This window comes from Fructobacillus tropaeoli, from assembly GCF_016860625.1.
In the GTDB taxonomy this organism is placed as follows: Bacteria; Bacillota; Bacilli; order Lactobacillales; family Lactobacillaceae; genus Fructobacillus; species Fructobacillus tropaeoli.
Genome location: NZ_BOJU01000001.1, coordinates 216435 through 233312 on the forward strand (window position 1 = coordinate 216435; position 16878 = coordinate 233312).

Annotated in this window: 37 protein-coding genes; 5 read left to right on the forward strand and 32 right to left on the reverse strand. The window is 39.1% G+C overall.

Annotated elements, in window-relative coordinates; all coding sequences use genetic code 11:
* Positions 1 to 175: 175 nt before the first annotated feature.
* The 32 genes from FT12353_RS01065 to FT12353_RS01215 form a co-directional block, all read right to left on the reverse strand.
* A complete protein-coding gene (locus FT12353_RS01065; protein ID WP_203617200.1) occupies positions 176 to 661 on the reverse strand; it encodes an HNH endonuclease in 486 nt (161 codons plus the stop codon).
* Positions 648 to 818: a hypothetical protein gene (locus FT12353_RS01070; RefSeq protein WP_203617203.1), complete on the reverse strand. Its 171-nt coding sequence runs from the start codon at positions 816 to 818 to the stop codon at positions 648 to 650. Before FT12353_RS01070 ends, FT12353_RS01065 begins: the two co-directional genes overlap by 14 nt.
* Before the next feature lie 375 nt (positions 819 to 1193).
* On the reverse strand, positions 1194 to 1643 hold the full coding sequence (locus FT12353_RS01075) for an RNA polymerase sigma factor (RefSeq protein WP_203617206.1): 450 nt from the start codon (positions 1641 to 1643) through the stop codon (positions 1194 to 1196).
* Positions 1644 to 1655: 12 nt separating this feature from the next.
* Positions 1656 to 1823: a hypothetical protein gene (locus FT12353_RS01080; RefSeq protein WP_203617209.1), complete on the reverse strand. Its 168-nt coding sequence runs from the start codon at positions 1821 to 1823 to the stop codon at positions 1656 to 1658.
* Positions 1823 to 2515, reverse strand: coding sequence for a nicotinamide riboside transporter PnuC (gene pnuC / locus FT12353_RS01085; RefSeq protein WP_203617221.1), 693 nt, complete (start codon positions 2513 to 2515; stop codon positions 1823 to 1825). Before pnuC ends, FT12353_RS01080 begins: the two co-directional genes overlap by 1 nt.
* Before the next feature lie 10 nt (positions 2516 to 2525).
* A complete protein-coding gene (locus FT12353_RS01090) occupies positions 2526 to 2837 on the reverse strand; it encodes a hypothetical protein (RefSeq protein WP_203617224.1) in 312 nt (103 codons plus the stop codon).
* A complete protein-coding gene (locus FT12353_RS01095; protein WP_203617227.1) occupies positions 2837 to 3274 on the reverse strand; it encodes a YopX family phage-derived protein in 438 nt (145 codons plus the stop codon). The genes FT12353_RS01090 and FT12353_RS01095 overlap by 1 nt, the downstream gene beginning before the upstream one ends.
* 2 nt (positions 3275 to 3276) lie before the next feature.
* Positions 3277 to 3552 carry a hypothetical protein gene (locus FT12353_RS01100; protein WP_203617230.1) on the reverse strand — a complete coding sequence of 92 codons (276 nt, stop codon included), beginning with the start codon at positions 3550 to 3552 and terminating at the stop codon, positions 3277 to 3279.
* Positions 3552 to 3719, reverse strand: coding sequence for a hypothetical protein (locus FT12353_RS01105; protein WP_203617232.1), 168 nt, complete (start codon positions 3717 to 3719; stop codon positions 3552 to 3554). Before FT12353_RS01105 ends, FT12353_RS01100 begins: the two co-directional genes overlap by 1 nt.
* A gap of 129 nt (positions 3720 to 3848) precedes the next feature.
* The gene (locus FT12353_RS01110; protein ID WP_203617235.1) at positions 3849 to 4262 is read right to left on the reverse strand and encodes a hypothetical protein; all 414 of its coding nucleotides are present in this window, start codon (positions 4260 to 4262) and stop codon (positions 3849 to 3851) included.
* Complete coding sequence (locus FT12353_RS01115) at positions 4262 to 4660, reverse strand: hypothetical protein (RefSeq protein WP_203617238.1); 399 nt, start codon at positions 4658 to 4660, stop codon at positions 4262 to 4264. The genes FT12353_RS01110 and FT12353_RS01115 overlap by 1 nt, the downstream gene beginning before the upstream one ends.
* On the reverse strand, positions 4653 to 4832 hold the full coding sequence (locus FT12353_RS01120) for a hypothetical protein (RefSeq protein WP_203617241.1): 180 nt from the start codon (positions 4830 to 4832) through the stop codon (positions 4653 to 4655). Before FT12353_RS01120 ends, FT12353_RS01115 begins: the two co-directional genes overlap by 8 nt.
* A 251-nt stretch (positions 4833 to 5083) precedes the next feature.
* Entirely contained in the window at positions 5084 to 6277 is a 1194-nt protein-coding gene (locus FT12353_RS01125; RefSeq protein ID WP_203617244.1) for a VapE domain-containing protein, read from the reverse strand.
* Positions 6267 to 7007 carry a hypothetical protein gene (locus tag FT12353_RS01130; protein WP_203617247.1) on the reverse strand — a complete coding sequence of 247 codons (741 nt, stop codon included), beginning with the start codon at positions 7005 to 7007 and terminating at the stop codon, positions 6267 to 6269. The genes FT12353_RS01125 and FT12353_RS01130 overlap by 11 nt, the downstream gene beginning before the upstream one ends.
* Positions 7007 to 7501 carry a hypothetical protein gene (locus FT12353_RS01135; protein ID WP_203617251.1) on the reverse strand — a complete coding sequence of 165 codons (495 nt, stop codon included), beginning with the start codon at positions 7499 to 7501 and terminating at the stop codon, positions 7007 to 7009. The genes FT12353_RS01130 and FT12353_RS01135 overlap by 1 nt, the downstream gene beginning before the upstream one ends.
* 27 nt (positions 7502 to 7528) lie before the next feature.
* Entirely contained in the window at positions 7529 to 8176 is a 648-nt protein-coding gene (locus tag FT12353_RS01140; protein ID WP_203617253.1) for an AAA family ATPase, read from the reverse strand.
* Positions 8176 to 8370 carry a hypothetical protein gene (locus tag FT12353_RS01145; protein WP_203617256.1) on the reverse strand — a complete coding sequence of 65 codons (195 nt, stop codon included), beginning with the start codon at positions 8368 to 8370 and terminating at the stop codon, positions 8176 to 8178. Before FT12353_RS01145 ends, FT12353_RS01140 begins: the two co-directional genes overlap by 1 nt.
* Positions 8363 to 8548, reverse strand: coding sequence for a hypothetical protein (locus FT12353_RS01150; RefSeq protein ID WP_203617259.1), 186 nt, complete (start codon positions 8546 to 8548; stop codon positions 8363 to 8365). The genes FT12353_RS01145 and FT12353_RS01150 overlap by 8 nt, the downstream gene beginning before the upstream one ends.
* Complete coding sequence (locus tag FT12353_RS01155) at positions 8541 to 9278, reverse strand: PD-(D/E)XK nuclease family protein (RefSeq protein WP_203617262.1); 738 nt, start codon at positions 9276 to 9278, stop codon at positions 8541 to 8543. Before FT12353_RS01155 ends, FT12353_RS01150 begins: the two co-directional genes overlap by 8 nt.
* A 150-nt stretch (positions 9279 to 9428) precedes the next feature.
* A complete protein-coding gene (locus tag FT12353_RS01160; protein WP_203617265.1) occupies positions 9429 to 9572 on the reverse strand; it encodes a hypothetical protein in 144 nt (47 codons plus the stop codon).
* An 8-nt stretch (positions 9573 to 9580) separates the two neighbouring features.
* Entirely contained in the window at positions 9581 to 10741 is a 1161-nt protein-coding gene (locus FT12353_RS01165) for a DEAD/DEAH box helicase (protein WP_239061151.1), read from the reverse strand.
* Positions 10719 to 11018, reverse strand: a complete 300-nt coding sequence (locus FT12353_RS01170) for a VRR-NUC domain-containing protein (RefSeq protein WP_203617268.1) — start codon at positions 11016 to 11018, stop codon at positions 10719 to 10721. Before FT12353_RS01170 ends, FT12353_RS01165 begins: the two co-directional genes overlap by 23 nt.
* Positions 11008 to 11202 carry a helix-turn-helix domain-containing protein gene (locus tag FT12353_RS01175; RefSeq protein WP_203617270.1) on the reverse strand — a complete coding sequence of 65 codons (195 nt, stop codon included), beginning with the start codon at positions 11200 to 11202 and terminating at the stop codon, positions 11008 to 11010. The genes FT12353_RS01170 and FT12353_RS01175 overlap by 11 nt, the downstream gene beginning before the upstream one ends.
* A gap of 3 nt (positions 11203 to 11205) precedes the next feature.
* On the reverse strand, positions 11206 to 11403 hold the full coding sequence (locus FT12353_RS01180; RefSeq protein WP_203617273.1) for a helix-turn-helix domain-containing protein: 198 nt from the start codon (positions 11401 to 11403) through the stop codon (positions 11206 to 11208).
* The gene (locus tag FT12353_RS01185) at positions 11390 to 11596 is read right to left on the reverse strand and encodes a helix-turn-helix domain-containing protein (RefSeq protein ID WP_203617276.1); all 207 of its coding nucleotides are present in this window, start codon (positions 11594 to 11596) and stop codon (positions 11390 to 11392) included. Before FT12353_RS01185 ends, FT12353_RS01180 begins: the two co-directional genes overlap by 14 nt.
* Positions 11586 to 11783, reverse strand: a complete 198-nt coding sequence (locus FT12353_RS01190) for a helix-turn-helix domain-containing protein (RefSeq protein ID WP_203617279.1) — start codon at positions 11781 to 11783, stop codon at positions 11586 to 11588. Before FT12353_RS01190 ends, FT12353_RS01185 begins: the two co-directional genes overlap by 11 nt.
* Positions 11767 to 11889 (reverse strand): hypothetical protein, encoded by a 123-nt coding sequence (locus FT12353_RS08560; RefSeq protein ID WP_275403529.1) that lies wholly within the window; start codon positions 11887 to 11889, stop codon positions 11767 to 11769. The genes FT12353_RS01190 and FT12353_RS08560 overlap by 17 nt, the downstream gene beginning before the upstream one ends.
* On the reverse strand, positions 11889 to 12257 hold the full coding sequence (locus tag FT12353_RS01195) for a hypothetical protein (RefSeq protein WP_203617282.1): 369 nt from the start codon (positions 12255 to 12257) through the stop codon (positions 11889 to 11891). Before FT12353_RS01195 ends, FT12353_RS08560 begins: the two co-directional genes overlap by 1 nt.
* 84 nt (positions 12258 to 12341) lie before the next feature.
* Positions 12342 to 12560 carry a hypothetical protein gene (locus FT12353_RS01200; RefSeq protein WP_203617285.1) on the reverse strand — a complete coding sequence of 73 codons (219 nt, stop codon included), beginning with the start codon at positions 12558 to 12560 and terminating at the stop codon, positions 12342 to 12344.
* A gap of 13 nt (positions 12561 to 12573) precedes the next feature.
* Positions 12574 to 12780, reverse strand: coding sequence for a hypothetical protein (locus FT12353_RS01205; RefSeq protein WP_203617288.1), 207 nt, complete (start codon positions 12778 to 12780; stop codon positions 12574 to 12576).
* A 32-nt stretch (positions 12781 to 12812) separates the two neighbouring features.
* On the reverse strand, positions 12813 to 13523 hold the full coding sequence (locus FT12353_RS01210; protein WP_203617304.1) for a phage antirepressor KilAC domain-containing protein: 711 nt from the start codon (positions 13521 to 13523) through the stop codon (positions 12813 to 12815).
* A gap of 16 nt (positions 13524 to 13539) precedes the next feature.
* Positions 13540 to 13764: a helix-turn-helix domain-containing protein gene (locus FT12353_RS01215; protein WP_203617333.1), complete on the reverse strand. Its 225-nt coding sequence runs from the start codon at positions 13762 to 13764 to the stop codon at positions 13540 to 13542.
* A gap of 263 nt (positions 13765 to 14027) precedes the next feature.
* On the opposite strand from FT12353_RS01215, the gene FT12353_RS01220 reads away from it, so the two are divergent.
* The 5 genes from FT12353_RS01220 to FT12353_RS01240 are packed head-to-tail and all read left to right on the forward strand — an operon-like array spanning position 14028 to position 16854.
* Positions 14028 to 14369: a helix-turn-helix domain-containing protein gene (locus FT12353_RS01220; RefSeq protein ID WP_308438115.1), complete on the forward strand. Its 342-nt coding sequence runs from the start codon at positions 14028 to 14030 to the stop codon at positions 14367 to 14369.
* Positions 14370 to 14759, forward strand: coding sequence for an ImmA/IrrE family metallo-endopeptidase (locus FT12353_RS01225; protein WP_203617348.1), 390 nt, complete (start codon positions 14370 to 14372; stop codon positions 14757 to 14759).
* 2 nt (positions 14760 to 14761) lie between these two features.
* Positions 14762 to 15460, forward strand: a complete 699-nt coding sequence (locus FT12353_RS01230) for an ion transporter (RefSeq protein ID WP_203617351.1) — start codon at positions 14762 to 14764, stop codon at positions 15458 to 15460.
* Positions 15460 to 15729, forward strand: coding sequence for a hypothetical protein (locus tag FT12353_RS01235; RefSeq protein ID WP_203617353.1), 270 nt, complete (start codon positions 15460 to 15462; stop codon positions 15727 to 15729). The genes FT12353_RS01230 and FT12353_RS01235 overlap by 1 nt, the downstream gene beginning before the upstream one ends.
* A gap of 51 nt (positions 15730 to 15780) precedes the next feature.
* On the forward strand, positions 15781 to 16854 hold the full coding sequence (locus FT12353_RS01240) for a site-specific integrase (protein ID WP_203617355.1): 1074 nt from the start codon (positions 15781 to 15783) through the stop codon (positions 16852 to 16854).
* Positions 16855 to 16878 lie beyond the last annotated feature (24 nt).

Here is a 16878-nt window from a genome sequence, read left to right on the forward strand (position 1 = left end):
GACGGGTCACCCCCCCACCCTAAAATTTTTAAAAATTGAACTTTTACGCAAGATGACGATATGTGAGCGCTCTCTTGTTATTCGAACGTTAGGGGGGGTATTTTAAATTTAAAATCTATTTTAGTGTAATTATACCGGCGTAATAAAAAAACGCTTAAAACGCCTGTTAGGCACGTTAAACGTCATTCATCATTTTATTGATTGTTTTCACGTCGTTGATTGGACGCACAGACCTTAGCGTGTTGCCTTGACCTGTGCCATACCATCTTTGTTCCCATTTTGTCTTCTTGGTGTGACAAGATGGACAGATAACCGCTAGGTTGTCGATGTTATCCTTCAAGTTACTGTCAAACTCTACTGGCACAATGTGGTCCGCTGTCTTGGCAGTCGTCACAATTTCGTTCACCAAACAATACTGGCACAGATAATGTTGTGACTCGAGTGTCAACTGTCGCAACTGTACCCATTGTTTTGTTCGATAGAACTTGTACTGATCAATCTTAGTCTCATCACGATTACGCACATGATGATTGTAATGGTAGTTGTTACGTTTGGGTTTGGGTTCATCCATTGCTAAATCTTGGTGTCGCTTGCAGTAACGTGAATCAAACGCCACCATTGCATGGCAACCATTTGCTCGACATCGTTTAACTCTTGGCATGAGACAACCACCCCACTATCAACATCACTGCTAACACAATCAGTGCTGCCTTTAATCCAAAGAACAACCAGACAATCACCAACGTCAGTGCTATAGCATCGACCATCAGTTCAATCAGGAACAACGCTATAACGATTATTAATAAAGCTATTATCATTTGTCTAACCACCTCATATGCTTGTAGTAATTGATCGCACCATTTCGAAATCCTGCCCGCATGTTAGCGTGTCGATAATCATGTTTGTCTGGCCGTTCATCAGTCACAGTAGCGAACTGTTTATTGACAGACGTTGCCTGTTCTTTATGTCGCTTCATTCTTGTTTCACTGTCTTCGTACATGGCATTTCCTCCAAATAAAAAATGACCATTTCCTAATCGGAAACAGTCATCATATGTACCGCCAGCCATTCCAGACTGACTATTTTTCTTCAAAGGAGTCTAGGTTTTTCCGCACCTATCTATGTGTACTTATTCCGAAATAAGCACAATATCAATATACCATCTCAACAAACACCCTATCACCACTGTTTTACTACTCAATTCCCACTGGACATGTAAGTTTTAAAAAACTTTCACTCCAAAGCGCAAATCGATAATAAGCAGTCTCCAATAACTTTTCGACGTTACTTGGTGAATATCCAATCGTTTCGGCAATATCAAGAATGGGTAAGCATTTGAAATGGCGTAAATAAATCACGCGGGCATACCGGTCATCCATATTATTCAACGTCACACGTATCAATCTAATTGTTTCCTTGGCGCTTTGATTGCCAATTAATTCCACAACCGCTTTATCCACTCTGTTTCCAGCATCATGGCTCATTGGCATGTCATTGATAACTGGTGAATGGTATAAAGAATCAGCGTTTGATACTTGTGCCAAATCCATCAAGTCTTTAAATTCGCTTGGCTTATTGACTGCAAGCGGATTGCCAAAGAAATCAGATACATTCTTAATTGTTCGCTCACGATCGTACCCCACACTATCCTCCTACTATTCTGTTATCGTTAGCTGATGTTCGTAGATGAAACTGTCAGCCCCATGCTTGTCCGTCTCTTTAAATCCTTGTTCGCCAATCTTCTCAATGCGCCAAACGCCAAGAATTGAGTTGTACTCATATACGTAATATTGATTGCCATCTTTGTCTTGATATTTGTCCATTACTTACTCCAAACTGACATGAAACGTCCATACAGTGCTGTCATCAAGTAGAATGCCATCGTCAACAACATTGGCAGTGAACTTGCAGAATATCCAGCAGATAATGCAGTAAACCACAGCGCAATATTGACAACGTCAGCAGCCAACCACAATGTGTAGCTGTCGCCATACCCCAAGAACACATACATCGATGCAAACGCCCCGATTACCAACGTCAATGAGTCCCATGCTGGGTTAGTATCGCCTAACCAAGTGTAGACAACGATAAGTGGAATCCAGATAACGAACATCAATGCTACTGTTGACATCCAGTTTCCGATACTCAAATGCTTCACACCATTCTTAATTCGATGTCCCCAATTCTTCCATGTCACAATCAGTGGAACATCAATCAATGCCACGAATACTAATTGATCTAACACACTGGCATAGTGTCCAGCAGTCCAATTGACATAGATAAATCCAAGTGCGCTAATCAGACCGAGAAGCCCATTGATAGGCTTACCAATCATCATGTAAACTGTGCATGCTGACCCAACTAGCGTGGCCACTAATGTGATAATTGATAGCCTATTAATAGGTGCTACCAAGAATAGTGCCAACTGCACGCCAACCATAAACGAAAGCATTACTGCTCCTGCTGTGTTCAACGACTTGATTTCTTGACCCAACCACTTAATATAATTTTTCATTCTTATTCTCCTATGCAAAAATTTGAATTACAAATCCAATAGCCAATGTCCAAACAATAATTGATGTTCCACCTATCGCATTTCTATATTTAAACTCGATTGCTTCACGGCTATCTTGATAAGCCAAATTATTCACCGATGAGGGACTATAAATTAAAAAGTCAATCAATAGAACAATTCCGAATGACAGCCAATATCCAATATGATTTGCACCAAGTTGTATTACATACCAGTTCCACATCGTCATGAATACAAATGGTGTCAAGATAACATTAATAATTGAAAAAAATGCCGTTGTTGTTTTCATTTGTTTATCTGTCATTACTTACCCTCCAACAATTCTGGGTTCTCGTGAACGTTGCCGATGACTTTTAGTCTGATTGTTTCTTTAAATATACCAATTGCCCAATTAAAGTTTTCAATCCAATACCCATCTTCTATAAATTTAACTATTCCAATATTAACTAGATCAGTTATCTTGTCGTCACCAGGAGCCATAGGAATTGTTTCAACAATATCGCCTTCATAAATATCTCGGCCGTTCACATCATGAAGGCCTGTGAACTGTTCAATTAATAAATTTTCTTGAATGCTAACAGGGTCTGAATAGTGAACAACATTAGTCACATCTTTATAATCGTGAACTCGCACGTAGCTGGGGACATATTCTTCGTTGAGATTTGGCGAATAAGATAGCTCGATAACTGCACCAAACAGTTTGATATTACTGTCCCACGCCCTAAACTTAATCTCTCTCATGATTATTCACCCCATTCTGCAATGTATTTATCTTTGGGCAAGACTCTAATATGCCCATCTGATGTTTTGACTTTGTAAAACTCTTTGTAATTTTCCCTGGCCATTAAGTCAGATATAAATCCATCTGTTATATCAGTTACGGTAATATCTAATTCTTTACCGCGTCCATCTTTTAATTTTTCTCCAACTTTAAAAATGAATGGTTCGTTGATGCCTAGAAATTCACCACTTGGAAATACAGCTCCTAATCCAACGCTCTGTAAACTTAGTATCTTCATCACTCTTCCCCTTCGATATTGTCATCAATTACTTTAGAAACAGTATCAGCAATTAAATTCATGACTCTCTTCTTCTCTTTGTAGCTTATTTTTTCGTTCGACAATACATATTGAATATCCTGATTGATGCCGTAATAGCACCCTTCAATTTCGCTGCTTAATCTCATCAGTCAACCTCTTTCACCTAATTCATAAACGCTTAATCGTCATTTCAAACTTAGAACCGTCGCTTAACGTGAATGGCGTTGTCTTTCCTAGCATCATTTGAATTACTATCTCGTTACCAAAATTGCCCATCATTCCACCTCTTCCTTTTCATACATGTCTGGATTGTATCCAGCTTCGATGACTTCTTTTTCGGTAAACTTTTCATCGTATTTGACAACTTCGTCCTTATAAGCTGACAAAGTAATCAATCCTTCATACGTTTCTAGGTAAATGTCATGTCCGTATCGATTAGTCTTCTTATATCGCCAGTAATACTTCTTCTCTTTTTCAACGTACTTTTCTTTCGCTTCGTCTCGAGTAATCGGGTTCATGATTGCCACAATTTCTGGCCAATCATTAATAAGGTCAAAATCATTAAATAATTCTTCTTGTATTAGATAGACTAAGCTGTTGTTTAAAAGTCCCATATTGTAATCTTTTTTAAACCTATCAAAGCAATCAACAATCTTCTGATACTCTTTTTCCGTAAATTTTTTAGTCATCACTCAACCTCTTCCTTTTCATACATATCTGGGATATAACCAGCTTCGATGACTTCTCTTTCAGTTAAGAGGTCGCTGTCATCTACCCAAGACAAATGAATAATTCCAGATGTTTTTACAAGAAGCCACTCATCACCATCTTCATCAGTCTTCTTATATCGCCAGTAATACTTCTTCTCTTTCTCGACAAACTTCTCTTTCGCTTCGTCTCGAGTAATTGGGTTGATGATTGCAACAATTTCTTGCCAATCTAAGCTATAGTCATAATCGCTAATAAATTTTGTGAAAATCTCATCAACAACATGGCTATTTAGCAGACCCATATCTTGGTTTTCGTTTAACCCATCAAAAAAATCAACAATCTTCTGATACTCTTTTTCCGTAAATTTTTTAATCATTCTCAACCTCTTTTTTAGTTTCTTCAAAAATTCGTTCGATTCTAGTTAGCATGTCATTTTGACCGCTTTTAAATCCGGCCTTCTTCCCTTTTTTTAATCCGATATCGTACCAAATGAAACAGGCAATCGCTTCTCCTGTAAATCCAGCTAATACTATAATTGCGTTAATCATGTTTTTCCTTTCTGGTTACACAAAAGTAGTCACAAAAGGGGTCTCAAACTCCTATATATATATACATATATAAATATTAGTAAAGTATAAGTAACCGGTAACCTAACACTATTCATCCTTACTCTCACAACGCTTTCAGCGGTTACCTCTGTTTTAAAAAGTTACGTAACTTTTCCAAAAAATCTGTGATTTTTTTAACTATCGATTTTCTAGAAGTAACCTTTTTACCCCTTTGAAGTAACCTTTTTTGCTTATTGAGTAACCCCTTTTTTGACAAAGCAACGTACTGTTTTTCTATTGATTTTCTTCGGCTTTTTTTCATAACCTTCACGCTGCATAACCATTTGAATCTGATTACGAAGTTCTTTTTGCTGGTAATCAATCATCTGGTTGTACAGCTCTTGTTCAACTGACGCGTTCAACTCACTCACCCGAATTGACTCGTCAAACTCGTGTTCTGATTTCAAAACATTCATAATAACGTCGTCAATTTCAGCAAATACATTCAAATTTTCCGTCATGCTTTCAAAATTAATCGACTCCATCTGCTTGTTGATGTCATCAATTGTTTTATCTGGTTGTGCAATCACATCAGAATAATAGTCACGCGCTTCAGCTAATACGTTTTCATACCAGCTATCAGGCAACTTGAACGCGTTTTGCTTGATTTTATAATCGTTTACAATGACCGGGATAATTCGACGATTACCACCCAAGTCAGTTAGATAGGAACTATCGTTTGTTGTTCTTGAGATGACGAAGTGGCGTTTTTTCGTTTCGCTGTTTCGTGCATAAGCAGGTCGATAAGTGAACTCATTCGTTGAAACAAATTTCTTGAACACCTTGTCACTATTGATCGCCGTCACTTGCATTTCGTCATCGTTCACTATTAGGTTTTTCATCATGATTTCAAAATCGTCTTTTTTGGTAAAAGACATGAATTGGTCGGTATAATACTGACCACCTAATCGCTTTAAGAACGACGTCTTACCAGTTCCTTGATTGCCAATAATATCCAATGTGTATTGAAATTTACCAGTATCGACACCATACGCCCCACCGACTAAATTGATAACCCAAATGCCAATCGCCTTGTTGATGTCTTGATTTTCGACGCCGAACAACTCTTCACCAATCGTCCATAGCCTGCTCTTTTTGTCCCACTTCTTGGACTCAATCCAGTCATAAACAGATGAAAAAACATGCTGACTAGCAGCAGACTCGATGGCTTCGAACAATTTATTCATTGGATAACCAGTGTCGTATTTACGCTCCAAGAACGCTTGGATAAGCCGTGCCTTGTTGTCGGTCATTTGACCAGCTTCAACTAACACCTCTTGCCCTTGTACGTCTTTTTTTAGCATAATTTGGCCGATGAACTCATCATATTGAATGTCAAAGTTATCCAGAAGTGTTTCGGCCATGACTGTTGTTTTAGTTGCCATTTGTCCATTTCCTCCAACTTCCTTCGATTGTCTTTTCGATTTCTGACTGTGTTAGCCCTGATTGTTGATTGGCCAAGTCGATAATGGCGTAAATAGCCTGCTTTGGAAAGCCCATCGTCATCAGTGTCCACACGAGTACCGACATGTTTCGATTTCTTGTGCCGTTTTCGCCGAATCCTTCGGTTATCATGGCTAACTCTGGTATCGTCAGGCTACTCTGTCCTTCAAATGAGTTATTGACCCTTTGGCCCTTTGCCTTGTTTTCGTGATAAAACTCGAGCAACTCATCAGGCAATTCAACACATTCAGATAGGTCAGTGTCTGGGTCAACCACAGCATAATTGTTCTTACTGGCCTTAATATCGAGACCTTTTTCAATGCCAATAACTTGGGTCAGACTCTCGTTGTTTTTAAAGAACACATGGACACCACGTCCTGACACCGACTTTTCAATCACACCATCTTCAATCGTTGGGAAGCGGACTTGAAACGATGTATATTCGTGCATATCATCAAAATCGAAACAGACATAATCTGATCCAGACATCACGAACGCAATGGCATAATGGCGTTTCCAGTTAGACAATACCCATAACTTATCTAACTTGTCAGTTGCGTAAGCTAGGATTGGCTTCTTACTGGCATGTCCTTCGTCATCGTAACTAACTTGAATGGGTGTAATGTCATATCCTTCGTTTAACCATCTAATGGCCTCTGTCTTGGTTGCCATTATTCCATATCAAACGGTACGTCAATTGGGTCTAGGAACGTGTACTTTGAGAACGCTGTTTCACCTTTCTTTGCTTCAGGCGTTTCTTTCAAAATCTTAACCTTCAGCGTCTTCTTGTCAGCAACTGGTTGCAAGGCTTCAACGACCGCTTGATTACCTTGGCGGATGGTATCCAAGTCAACAACCTTCTTCATTTCCTTGTTGAACAAAATCAATGGACGCATGAGTTGGAACACATTTGATTGCCAAGCCTTTGATGATAACTTCGAGCCGTCTGTCTTCTTCTGTGATACCGACACTCGATAGCCGTTATCTGATGTCCCTTCGCTATCTTCAAATGTAAACTGTACTGCTGTCCAGCTAGAAGTCTTTGATTGGAACAAAGACACTTCGGTCAATACAGCGTTTGTTGTGCCGTCTTCAAACCCGAACGCAGATGGTTGCGCCGTGTTTTCGTCCATGTTGTCAAACCAGTTTTCCATATCTAAAGCCATTTTTATAATCTCCTATTTTCTTCTTAATTAAAGTCCCATTGATTCAAGGGCTTGTGCTGATTTCTTGTTCTTGTCAATCACTGTGTTAAGTGGTGCAGGCAACTTACCGTCGTCCCATTCATAACGACGCTTCTTCCACTTAGCTTCGTGCTTGTTGTTGATCTCGATAAGTGCGTCTGAATAACCGCCAATAATGTTGAACAACTTTGGCTTAAGCACGATAACTAACCCTTCTTCATCATCCATGTTGGCCCGCAAGAGATAATAAACAGTCAAATCAGAAGTGGTAAGTGCGTTGATGATATTGCTAAATGCTTTGTTAAACTCTCCAAATCCCGCACCATAATCACCAGCTTCTTTGAGCGAACTGGCGTTGTGCTTTTCCAAAACTTCCAATTCCAACATGTTGGCCATATCTTCTGCCGTATCAATCACGAGTGTTTTGTAGCCAGCTTCTGGCGCTTGTTCAATCACGTCCATCACATCTTGATAAGACTTAGGACGAACGGCGTTATAACCAGCATTGTCGGCGTTTCCATCAAATGATAGAAAGAGTGGCCTGTTAGACTTGCCGGCAAATGTCGTCTTCCCAGCCATGGGCTCTCCGTATACCACAATGGCTTGTGGGTCAGGCTTTTGTAACTTAATTTCTTGAAATTTTGATACCTTAATCATCAATATTCCCCTTCCTGCAATTTCACTCGAATCAATTCTTGATTCTTGTATGCCTTTGTCAATCGGTTAAATAATTCTGGTTCAATTTCCGGATTGTGACCTAGTCGAAATAGCTTTATGTGTAAATCATCAAGTGATACTGCTTGTTCAGTAATTAGTTTTTGTTCACGAGTTAAATAAATGTAATCAGTCATCTTCTATCTCCTTTTGAACGATGTATTCGATCCATTTCCCGACAACATGAGATGAAACGACAATATATCCTTCATCTAGATACTTATCGATGTTCCCTTTTCTGTTAGTTGAGTATGAAGAATAAGGAACATCTCTTGTTGTTTCTTCAAAACTTACTGCTCTAGCTTGCTTAAGCATTAATCACACCCCCAAACTGTTCATAAGCCCATTGGCTTCCATCGTTGATTGCTTCGAGATTATCTGGACAGTCAACATAATGTACTGCCTGTTCAATCTCATCTGCCATCTCGTTTGCATATCGTAAAATCTCATCGTGGTCCATCTTGTAGTCGTAGATGAACGGCTTGTCTGGGTCCTTCTTGATATACAAGAGGTGGGCTTCTTTTCTGTCGAACATGAAGGCATAGTAAGCGATTTGCTTTTTGTACTCTTCTTGTCGATTGTCACGAAATGACCCATACTCAATAAAGCCATCGAAGTCCATAGGTGCTACCGTCTTGAAATCAAACACTGCGTTTTTCGTTAGCATGTCAGCTCGACCAGTAGCAGTGAATCGCACGCCTTGACCCGTTTCGGTTTCTTCGTTGATTTCAACTTCAAAATCAGCTTTTCCAAATCGTTCAACGTATTCATGTACACGACTACCGATGACTTCGGCATCTGTGTAGGCTTTTTTAAATTGCCCTTTCGTTTTGCCTGCCTTACTGATTAGCAGGCCTTTGTCTTCGTCCGATATATCTTGTGTCTTGTCACGACCTTCAGCAACGTTGTGGACGATTGTTCCAAACAATAGTGCGTCCTTACTTCCTTCCCACCATGGATGCTCGCCAATATAATCTTGGTAAGCACGCAGTGGGTTTTTTCTAAACTTGAAAGCCCTTGTGGGGCTCATATGAATCTTGTCCATTTACAACCCTTTCATCGATTTTGTGGTTGCACCAACGGCAACGTTCTTCAACAATTGTTTGATTATTTTTGTGTTTAACAACTAATTTCGGTGCGTCATGAGCAAAACAAAGTGAACAGAAAATATCATTCAACATTTGTTTCCTCTTTCTTATAATTTTTCAATCGTGATTTTGTAAATACCACCATTGATAACAATGTGTTCTGATTCTGGCTGTTTTTGGTCTTTTGATGTGAACGCCAGTCGAACGACTTTGTCGCCCACGTCAATTAACCATTTTTGCAATTCGCTCATTCTCATATCTAATCCTCGAACATTTCTGAATTGAAGCTTTCTTTCATCTCAAGCGAGTTCCAGATAGCGTCGTCAATCGTTCCGTGTACGACTAAGTAATCTCGTGTAATTTTGCTATCTTGTCCAATTCGATAGTTCCGATATTTCGACTGGTCAAAATCGATAAAGCTATCAGGCAATGACCACCAAATGGCGTGTTTGTATTCGTTTAATGTCATCCCCGAACCAGCCGTTGTTTGGATCAAGATGAAATCACCCTGGCTGTCATACTCATGGCCGTTAACGTGGCCAACCTTGAAATCTTTCAACGCCTCGTCTAATAGTTGCAGTTCGTTATCATAGGTGTAGAAGATAAGTGTCTTCTCATCGCCGTATGACTCTTTAACACTATCCAGCCAATCGAGTTTGGCTTTATTATTTTGATTTTGGCGTTGATAGATACGTCGAGCAGTTGGATTAGCGAAGATAACTTTGTCGTCTTTTTTGTAAGACATTTTGGTCTTCTTGTACTCACGGTCTGGTTTGAAGCTGATAACATGCTCCGTCACATCTGGCAGTTCTGTAATATCATCAAGCGTGACAACGTCAGACGTGATGGACTTAAACCACTTCGTCAGGTTTTCGGTATTCTTACCAACTTTCCAAATTGGAAACTTAGACCAACCTGGGTGTTCTGCAACTTTATATAAATCTCTGAACTGTTTCTTAGTCGGAACGTGGCCAAAGTACAGCGCGTACATTTCCAAATCGTCTAGTTTCCCGTTCGTTGGTGTACCTGATAGGAAGACAAAACCTGCACAGCATTTAATCAACATTCTTAACTTTTCAGAACGTCCTGACGTGTTCTTAAACTTATGGGCTTCATCAATAATTAGTACCTTGTTTTGCACGTCTGCGTTGTTCAGCTTCTTAACACCATCAGTCGTGATAACCTGCATGCCGTTCTTAAATCCAACTAGTTCGGCGTCTTTCTCCCACGACTTAGCTTTGACAACCTGCCGTGGTGCAATCACAATCACGTCCGACAATGGGAAATGTTTTATCACGTGGGACAAGCCAACAACGGTCTTACCTGTTCCCATTTTCATGACGTAGTAGTAATTTGGTTGTGACTTAGCAACTTGTTTGGCTTGTGCTTCATAAAGGCTAAAAGAGTTGTTCGACATCATCGATAACCTCCAAAAACTTAGTGAAGCTATCAACCACGTACCAGAGTCCGCCATTTCGCTTGATTTGTGCACCAACCGCTTTCTGTTCGGCTGATACCGTTCCTTGTCCGTCTGGTCGCTTAATTTCAAGTCCTAAGAACTTGCCATGTTTATCAATCGTGATGATGTCTGGCGTTCCAATGTCAGTACCAGGACCCGCTTGCGTCTTGTTAACGAAGTAATCGTGTCGATGAAGATAAGTCGTGATTTGTGATTGTAAACGTTGTTCAGGCTTCATTGCTATCCTCCAAAAATAAAGGTTGTGTTCTAAGAACATTAGCTAACTTTCTTAGATTTTCAATTTTAGGATTTCGAATACCCCGTTCATAAGCTGATATAGAAGCCAGGGATACACCACTTTTTTTAGCTAGTTCCTCTTGAGTTAAATAGACTTGTTTTCGAAAATATTTAATTCTATTCATTCTTCACCTTTCGTCAGTCCATCCGACTAGATATTCGAATGAAACATCAAAGTATTCCATTAGCTTTCGCCATGTTGCGAGTTTTGGTTCACTTTTATTGTTTTCGTATCTATTTAGTGTTGACCTGTTAATTCCTGTCTTGTTGGAAAGAAAGTCTAATGTCTCTTTTCTTTCTAACCTCAACTGTTTAATGCGGTTCATCTGTCCACCCCACTAGATACTGCGGTGTCACTTTAAAGAACTTGGCGAGCGCTTCCCATGTAGTAATATTGGGTTCTCGCTCATTGCGTTCGTATTTGCCAAGTCGGTCTCCACTAAATCCAACTTCTTTAGAAACCTGTTTGAGTGTTAAGCCACGTTTTTTTCTTAATTGTTTCAACCTATTACCGTTCATCGCTGTACCCCACTAAGTAATCAATTGATACGTTGAAGTAAGTAGCCATCTTTTTGAGCTTGTTAATATTAGGTTCGGTATCCCCAGCCTCATAACGTTGAACAGCTTGTCCAGTTATTCCTAGAAAATCGCCAACGTATTTTTGCGACACACCCTTTTCCTTTCGTAATTCAGCTAATCGTTTCATCGTCCACCTCTTCATCACAATACACAGATGACTGGTCGATATAGCCAATCCCTCGTTTGTTGAACTCGTCTTGATCAGTGACCATGTGATTCTCAATGTTAGGCATTATTTAATCCTTTCTAGCGTGTTACGGATTTCCCGAGACGCCTTAACTAGGTTGTCGACATCTTCCCCACGTTCTGCTGCCTCATATATCATTTGTGCCATCTGACGGTAAATCTTCTTCTTGTAGTCCTTAGCGTCCCTAATCGCTTCACGATTTGTCATGAACTCGCCATAGTCTAAGAAGCGAACTGTTTGATTAGTTTCTTCGTCGATATTTTCAAGTCTTGTTAGTCGACCTTGTTTTAAATCACGGCTAATATAAGCCTTTACCGAATCAATATTTACGCCAGTTTTTTCGCTGATAGTCTTATTGTCAGCAGTAGGATTTTCACGAATAAAATCTCTAACTTTATCAATTTGTGTTGCCATATTGTCTCTCTGCTTTCTTTCCAACCATCAGCGATGGTCTCGTGCTATAATAGAGACATAAAATTATTTCCCGATAATTTATGCCTAAGCTCGCTCTGCTAAGCGGGCTTTTTTTGTTCGCTTTAAATCTCGTTTGGCAAGTCGCTTGCCCTGGTGAACAATGTCATTGGTAATATCGTTCTCAACGTCATAGGCATCGAACAACGGTGCTCGCTTGTAGTATTTGTATGCCATGATTGACAGTGCTGTCACACTCGTGCCAATCACTAGCATCAATAAGTCGTTGAACTGCATTAGTGTCATGGTTTGTCCTTTCTTATGCGTAACGGTTTGATAACTTGAAGAAATAATTACGAAGTGCTAATCCGTCCCAGACAGGATGGGTCTTACCACCGTGTATTGGTTTCGGAAATCCTTTCTTTTTCTTGTAATTTTTACGGAAAGTATCGTTTGACTTAATTTCAAGTTCGTCCTTTATCTGTTGCTGTGTGTATTCCCTATCTGGCTTAAATCGTTCATACATACTCTTGACTCCTTTTTAGTCTTCTGTAATTTTTATACCGACATTTCCATTTGGTCTGGAGCGTAAAACTTCTTATAGAAGAACTGACGACCGTATGGCGTGATCAAAACTTGTGGCGTATATTCAACACCATTTACAGAACCGCTCTTCAACACGAAGAACTTAGGAACATATTTCTTGTATGGTTGCAACTTCCCGTGACTTCCTGCTGAACGGTAGAGATACTTGTTATTCAGCAAGTTGTCGATGAACTCGTTTTGCTTAACGTTCATTTCTTTAGCCGCTTCACGAACACCAATGGCCTCACCCGTTTCGATAAAGACATCGTTCAGTTCTGCCTTAGGTGTCAATTCTGCAATCTGTGATTCATAATTAATCAATTTTGAATTGGCGTACTGTAATGACCGCGACAACATTAGTTCTGGGCTGTTCCATTGCTTTTCCACTTCGATGAAGTACAGGCGAATTTCACGTCCCTTGTCAGTTCCGGACATCATTGCAATTTGCTTAGCGGCGTCAACTGTTAGTGAGTAGTCTTGAAGGTATTGAATATTGCCATTACCGCCATTAACGGGTGTACCTCCAGGTACACCTGTAAAATCTTCATTTTCAATCAATTGCTTGGAATTTGCGTCAAACCAAGCACTAAACCGCTTCTTTACTTCCAGTGCCTGATACAACTCACGAGCGCTGACACTTACCTCGCCCTGTTCGTTTGTTTTAATTTTGATGATTTGATTCATTTATTAAATTCCTTTCTTAAAACCAGTTTTCGCCTTCGTATCCAGTGAAGTCGAACAACTTTTGCAAGTTGTCATGAGCCGCCGGACCACTGGCATTACCACTCAACAACTGTCGTACGTAAGATGGTGACGAATCAACAACTTTTGCCAACTGGGCTTGCTTGATTCCTTTCATCTTTAGATGAAATTGAAACTTAAAACGTTCTTCTTCAAGAATTCGCTTTGCTTCTTTTACTGACATTCTCTTATTCCTCCTTTCAGTAACAAATGTTTGTAAGTTTTACTTTACTTTTACTCGATTGAGTACTAAAATTGCAGTATAAAGCAACACAAAACAACATAGCTATCACTTATTTAGCCCGCCAAGACACTTAAGTTTTAACTGTTTTTTGTTTGCGTAATTAACTTACAAGAAAAAGTATATTACCCAATCGAGTAATTGTCAATATAAAAACTACTGTTTTGAGTAATTTTCTTGTAAAAACAAGGAGAATACCCAGTATTATGCTACTTGATAGAGTAAAAGAAGTTTCAAAATCACGTGGATTATCGCTGAAAGAAGTTGCTTTAAAAGCAAACATCGGCGAAAATTCAATTTATGCTTGGAAAAATAGAGAACCAAGCGTTGCTATTTTGCAAAAAGTAGCCGACGTATTAAACGTATCTACCGACTACCTATTAGGTCGTACTAATCAAATGAATAGTTACGACTCAAAAGATAAAACTACCGATATTGATGATGATACATTGATCATGGCATTTGATGGTAAGCCCATACCTGATGAAGAACGTGAAAAGCTACTCGATTACGCACGCTACATTATGAGTCAGAAAAAGGAAAAATAAGTGGAAGAGATTTTAGAAGAACTCGAAAAGATAGCAAGACAAAATGAAATTACTATTTTTGATGTTGATAGCCTTGAAAAAGACACGCCAGATTCTTCCATGAGTAACAATAAATTGGTACTCATGAATCCTGCTTATAAAAAGTCTAGTTATGCCTTTCGATTGGCTCATGAATTAAGTCATATTATGTATGGTAATAATTTACCTGACGCCGTGTATCAATTCAGTCCCTACTTCCAACGTGGCGAAGAATATGAGATGCACAAGCACGCTATCGATATGCTGATGGAAATTAAACGGCCGTCAAGTGTTCAAGCGTTCATGGAGTTTTATAAGATTCCATCGTGGCTGTCTGAATATGTAGAAGCTGAATATATCCAGCAGGTATAAAAATGAAAAAATTATATTACGCAACAGTCTTCACGTTCGCCGTTGTTTCTGTTGCTTTGGCTTGTTTGGATATAGGTGGATTAATATCAATTACCAAAGAACCTTACTTTCTAATTGATAAGTTTATTCTTATATTCTTTTGGATAGATTACATCGCTCGATTTACTAAAGCTGATAACAAATGGCAATTTTTCAAATCAAATATCTTTGATTTATTGGCAATCATTCCCTTTGATTCCGTCTTCTCGATGTTCCGAATAGCTCGAACCGTTCGATTGCTGAAACTATTACGCTTTGTAAGAATCGTTGGATTTGCTGGGCGTTTTAAACGTAACCTAGTGAAATTCATCAATACGAATGGTTTCATTTACTTAATGACTTTTGCCATTGTTTTGATATTAATATCTGCTGGAGTGTATTCGTTAGCCGAAAACATTAGTTATGGCAACGCACTGTGGTGGTCGATTGTAACAGCTACGACAGTTGGGTATGGTGATATATCCCCCACTTCTGCAATAGGACGTGGTATAGCTATTGTACTAATGTTCGTAGGCATTGGATTAATTGGTACAATTACCAGTACAGTGACTTCGTTTTTTACACAAGAACAAGCTGATAAATCAAAAGATGAACTAAATCAGAAGTTGAATGAAATCACTGAACAGTTAGATAGATTAGAAAGAAAGTTAGGAGACAAATAATGATATTAATTGGTTTAATTGCACTATTCATCATCAGTATCTGGTTTACGTGGAAATCTTTAACGGTATTCTTGCCATGGTTGATTATCATTTGGGTTATAGTATCCATTCTTTCTTTCATCTTTAGTTGGGTGTTTATTATGTTTGCCTCATTTGCGCTATCTGGTTACTGTTTCTATTTAGCAATAAAGAAAATCAAAGAACAAAAGTCTAATGGACGTGTTGATATAACAGACGAATCAGAAGTATCTGATTCTGACCATAAGTAATTTAAGGCCCCTGGCCTTTTTATTTGTACCTATTTTTGGAAAGGAAACATTATGGCGAGTATTTTTAAACGAAAAGGAGCGAAGACTTGGACCGCTTCCGTTCTTTTAAACGTTGATGGTCAACGTAAAACCAAACAGAAAAACGGTTTTGCAACTAAATCAGAAGCAAACGAATGGGTTGCAAAAGTTGAGTATGAAAAATCAATAGGTAATTTCAGCAAATCAAACAAGCTGTTCATTACCGAGATGAAAAAGTGGTACGCAATCTTCAAAGAACCAAAAATCGCCCGTGCGACAAAACTATGGTTCAATACCGTGCTGAAGTTGGTTGAAAAAGAGTGGCCTGATAAATTAGTGTCAGATATTCGTTCGTCAGACTTCCAACAGTTGCTCAATAAATATGGTCAGACACATGTTAAAGTTTCCACCAAGCGAGTGAATAACATTATATCTGAATTTGGTCGGTATGCCCTTGACGAAGGCTATACAACTCGTGATTTCACTCGAAACGTTTACAATACTGGTAAAGTTGAAAGCAAAAAGGCTGATATGAAGTTTCTTGAAAACGATGAATTTCAAAAGCTGATACAGCGTGCTAAACAAAGCAATTCGGTTTCTGCGCACATGATAATCACTGCCTGCTTAACTGGCATGAGATACGCTGAAATAGCTGGATTAAGGCCAGAAAACGTTGATCTAACCAACAAAACAATTAGCATTGTGGAGACGTGGGACCAAGTTAGTCACGAATTTAAGCCGACAAAAACAAAATCATCAGTCCGAACAATATCGATGCCTGACGATTTAGTAGACTTATTCAATAAATGGGAGTTCGGTGATCAGTTCGTTTTTCAAGGGATAAACGGTTATCCTGCTACAAGCGCTTCTTGCAATCACACGCTAAAAAATTACCTGGAAAAAGATAATTCAAAGCAAATCACATTCCACGGGTTGCGTCACACACATGCTAGTTACCTACTGGCTAATGATATTTCGGTTCAATACGTTAGTGAACGTTTGGGACACGCTAACACAAATATCACTCTCGGCATTTATGCTCACCTTCTCGAAGAAAAACGAAACGAAGAAAATTTAAAGGCATTGGATAAGTTAAACATTCTTTAATCGTCGCATTAACACTGCACGACT

Excerpts from the sequence above, each read along its gene's own strand:
- FT12353_RS01065 (WP_203617200.1), bottom strand. The coding sequence starts at position 661 with ATGCCAAGAGTTAAACGATGTCGAGCAAATGGTTGCCATGCAATGGTG.
- FT12353_RS01070 (WP_203617203.1), bottom strand. The coding sequence starts at position 818 with ATGATAATAGCTTTATTAATAATCGTTATAGCGTTGTTCCTGATTGAA.
- FT12353_RS01080 (WP_203617209.1), bottom strand. The coding sequence starts at position 1,823 with ATGGACAAATATCAAGACAAAGATGGCAATCAATATTACGTATATGAG.
- pnuC (WP_203617221.1), bottom strand. The coding sequence starts at position 2,515 with ATGAAAAATTATATTAAGTGGTTGGGTCAAGAAATCAAGTCGTTGAAC.
- FT12353_RS01090 (WP_203617224.1), bottom strand. The coding sequence starts at position 2,837 with ATGACAGATAAACAAATGAAAACAACAACGGCATTTTTTTCAATTATT.
- FT12353_RS01095 (WP_203617227.1), bottom strand. The coding sequence starts at position 3,274 with ATGAGAGAGATTAAGTTTAGGGCGTGGGACAGTAATATCAAACTGTTT.
- FT12353_RS01100 (WP_203617230.1), bottom strand. The coding sequence starts at position 3,552 with ATGAAGATACTAAGTTTACAGAGCGTTGGATTAGGAGCTGTATTTCCA.
- FT12353_RS01105 (WP_203617232.1), bottom strand. The coding sequence starts at position 3,719 with ATGAGATTAAGCAGCGAAATTGAAGGGTGCTATTACGGCATCAATCAG.
- FT12353_RS01110 (WP_203617235.1), bottom strand. The coding sequence starts at position 4,262 with ATGACTAAAAAATTTACGGAAAAAGAGTATCAGAAGATTGTTGATTGC.
- FT12353_RS01115 (WP_203617238.1), bottom strand. The coding sequence starts at position 4,660 with ATGATTAAAAAATTTACGGAAAAAGAGTATCAGAAGATTGTTGATTTT.
- FT12353_RS01120 (WP_203617241.1), bottom strand. The coding sequence starts at position 4,832 with ATGATTAACGCAATTATAGTATTAGCTGGATTTACAGGAGAAGCGATT.
- FT12353_RS01125 (WP_203617244.1), bottom strand. The coding sequence starts at position 6,277 with ATGGCAACTAAAACAACAGTCATGGCCGAAACACTTCTGGATAACTTT.
- FT12353_RS01130 (WP_203617247.1), bottom strand. The coding sequence starts at position 7,007 with ATGGCAACCAAGACAGAGGCCATTAGATGGTTAAACGAAGGATATGAC.
- FT12353_RS01135 (WP_203617251.1), bottom strand. The coding sequence starts at position 7,501 with ATGGCTTTAGATATGGAAAACTGGTTTGACAACATGGACGAAAACACG.
- FT12353_RS01140 (WP_203617253.1), bottom strand. The coding sequence starts at position 8,176 with ATGATTAAGGTATCAAAATTTCAAGAAATTAAGTTACAAAAGCCTGAC.
- FT12353_RS01145 (WP_203617256.1), bottom strand. The coding sequence starts at position 8,370 with ATGACTGATTACATTTATTTAACTCGTGAACAAAAACTAATTACTGAA.
- FT12353_RS01150 (WP_203617259.1), bottom strand. The coding sequence starts at position 8,548 with ATGCTTAAGCAAGCTAGAGCAGTAAGTTTTGAAGAAACAACAAGAGAT.
- FT12353_RS01155 (WP_203617262.1), bottom strand. The coding sequence starts at position 9,278 with ATGGACAAGATTCATATGAGCCCCACAAGGGCTTTCAAGTTTAGAAAA.
- FT12353_RS01160 (WP_203617265.1), bottom strand. The coding sequence starts at position 9,572 with ATGAGCGAATTGCAAAAATGGTTAATTGACGTGGGCGACAAAGTCGTT.
- FT12353_RS01165 (WP_239061151.1), bottom strand. The coding sequence starts at position 10,741 with ATGATGTCGAACAACTCTTTTAGCCTTTATGAAGCACAAGCCAAACAA.
- FT12353_RS01170 (WP_203617268.1), bottom strand. The coding sequence starts at position 11,018 with ATGAAGCCTGAACAACGTTTACAATCACAAATCACGACTTATCTTCAT.
- FT12353_RS01175 (WP_203617270.1), bottom strand. The coding sequence starts at position 11,202 with ATGAATAGAATTAAATATTTTCGAAAACAAGTCTATTTAACTCAAGAG.
- FT12353_RS01180 (WP_203617273.1), bottom strand. The coding sequence starts at position 11,403 with ATGAACCGCATTAAACAGTTGAGGTTAGAAAGAAAAGAGACATTAGAC.
- FT12353_RS01185 (WP_203617276.1), bottom strand. The coding sequence starts at position 11,596 with ATGAACGGTAATAGGTTGAAACAATTAAGAAAAAAACGTGGCTTAACA.
- FT12353_RS01190 (WP_203617279.1), bottom strand. The coding sequence starts at position 11,783 with ATGAAACGATTAGCTGAATTACGAAAGGAAAAGGGTGTGTCGCAAAAA.
- FT12353_RS08560 (WP_275403529.1), bottom strand. The coding sequence starts at position 11,889 with ATGCCTAACATTGAGAATCACATGGTCACTGATCAAGACGAGTTCAAC.
- FT12353_RS01195 (WP_203617282.1), bottom strand. The coding sequence starts at position 12,257 with ATGGCAACACAAATTGATAAAGTTAGAGATTTTATTCGTGAAAATCCT.
- FT12353_RS01200 (WP_203617285.1), bottom strand. The coding sequence starts at position 12,560 with ATGACACTAATGCAGTTCAACGACTTATTGATGCTAGTGATTGGCACG.
- FT12353_RS01205 (WP_203617288.1), bottom strand. The coding sequence starts at position 12,780 with ATGTATGAACGATTTAAGCCAGATAGGGAATACACACAGCAACAGATA.
- FT12353_RS01210 (WP_203617304.1), bottom strand. The coding sequence starts at position 13,523 with ATGAATCAAATCATCAAAATTAAAACAAACGAACAGGGCGAGGTAAGT.
- FT12353_RS01215 (WP_203617333.1), bottom strand. The coding sequence starts at position 13,764 with ATGTCAGTAAAAGAAGCAAAGCGAATTCTTGAAGAAGAACGTTTTAAG.
- FT12353_RS01220 (WP_308438115.1), top strand. The coding sequence starts at position 14,028 with ATGCTACTTGATAGAGTAAAAGAAGTTTCAAAATCACGTGGATTATCG.
- FT12353_RS01230 (WP_203617351.1), top strand. The coding sequence starts at position 14,762 with ATGAAAAAATTATATTACGCAACAGTCTTCACGTTCGCCGTTGTTTCT.
- FT12353_RS01235 (WP_203617353.1), top strand. The coding sequence starts at position 15,460 with ATGATATTAATTGGTTTAATTGCACTATTCATCATCAGTATCTGGTTT.
- FT12353_RS01240 (WP_203617355.1), top strand. The coding sequence starts at position 15,781 with ATGGCGAGTATTTTTAAACGAAAAGGAGCGAAGACTTGGACCGCTTCC.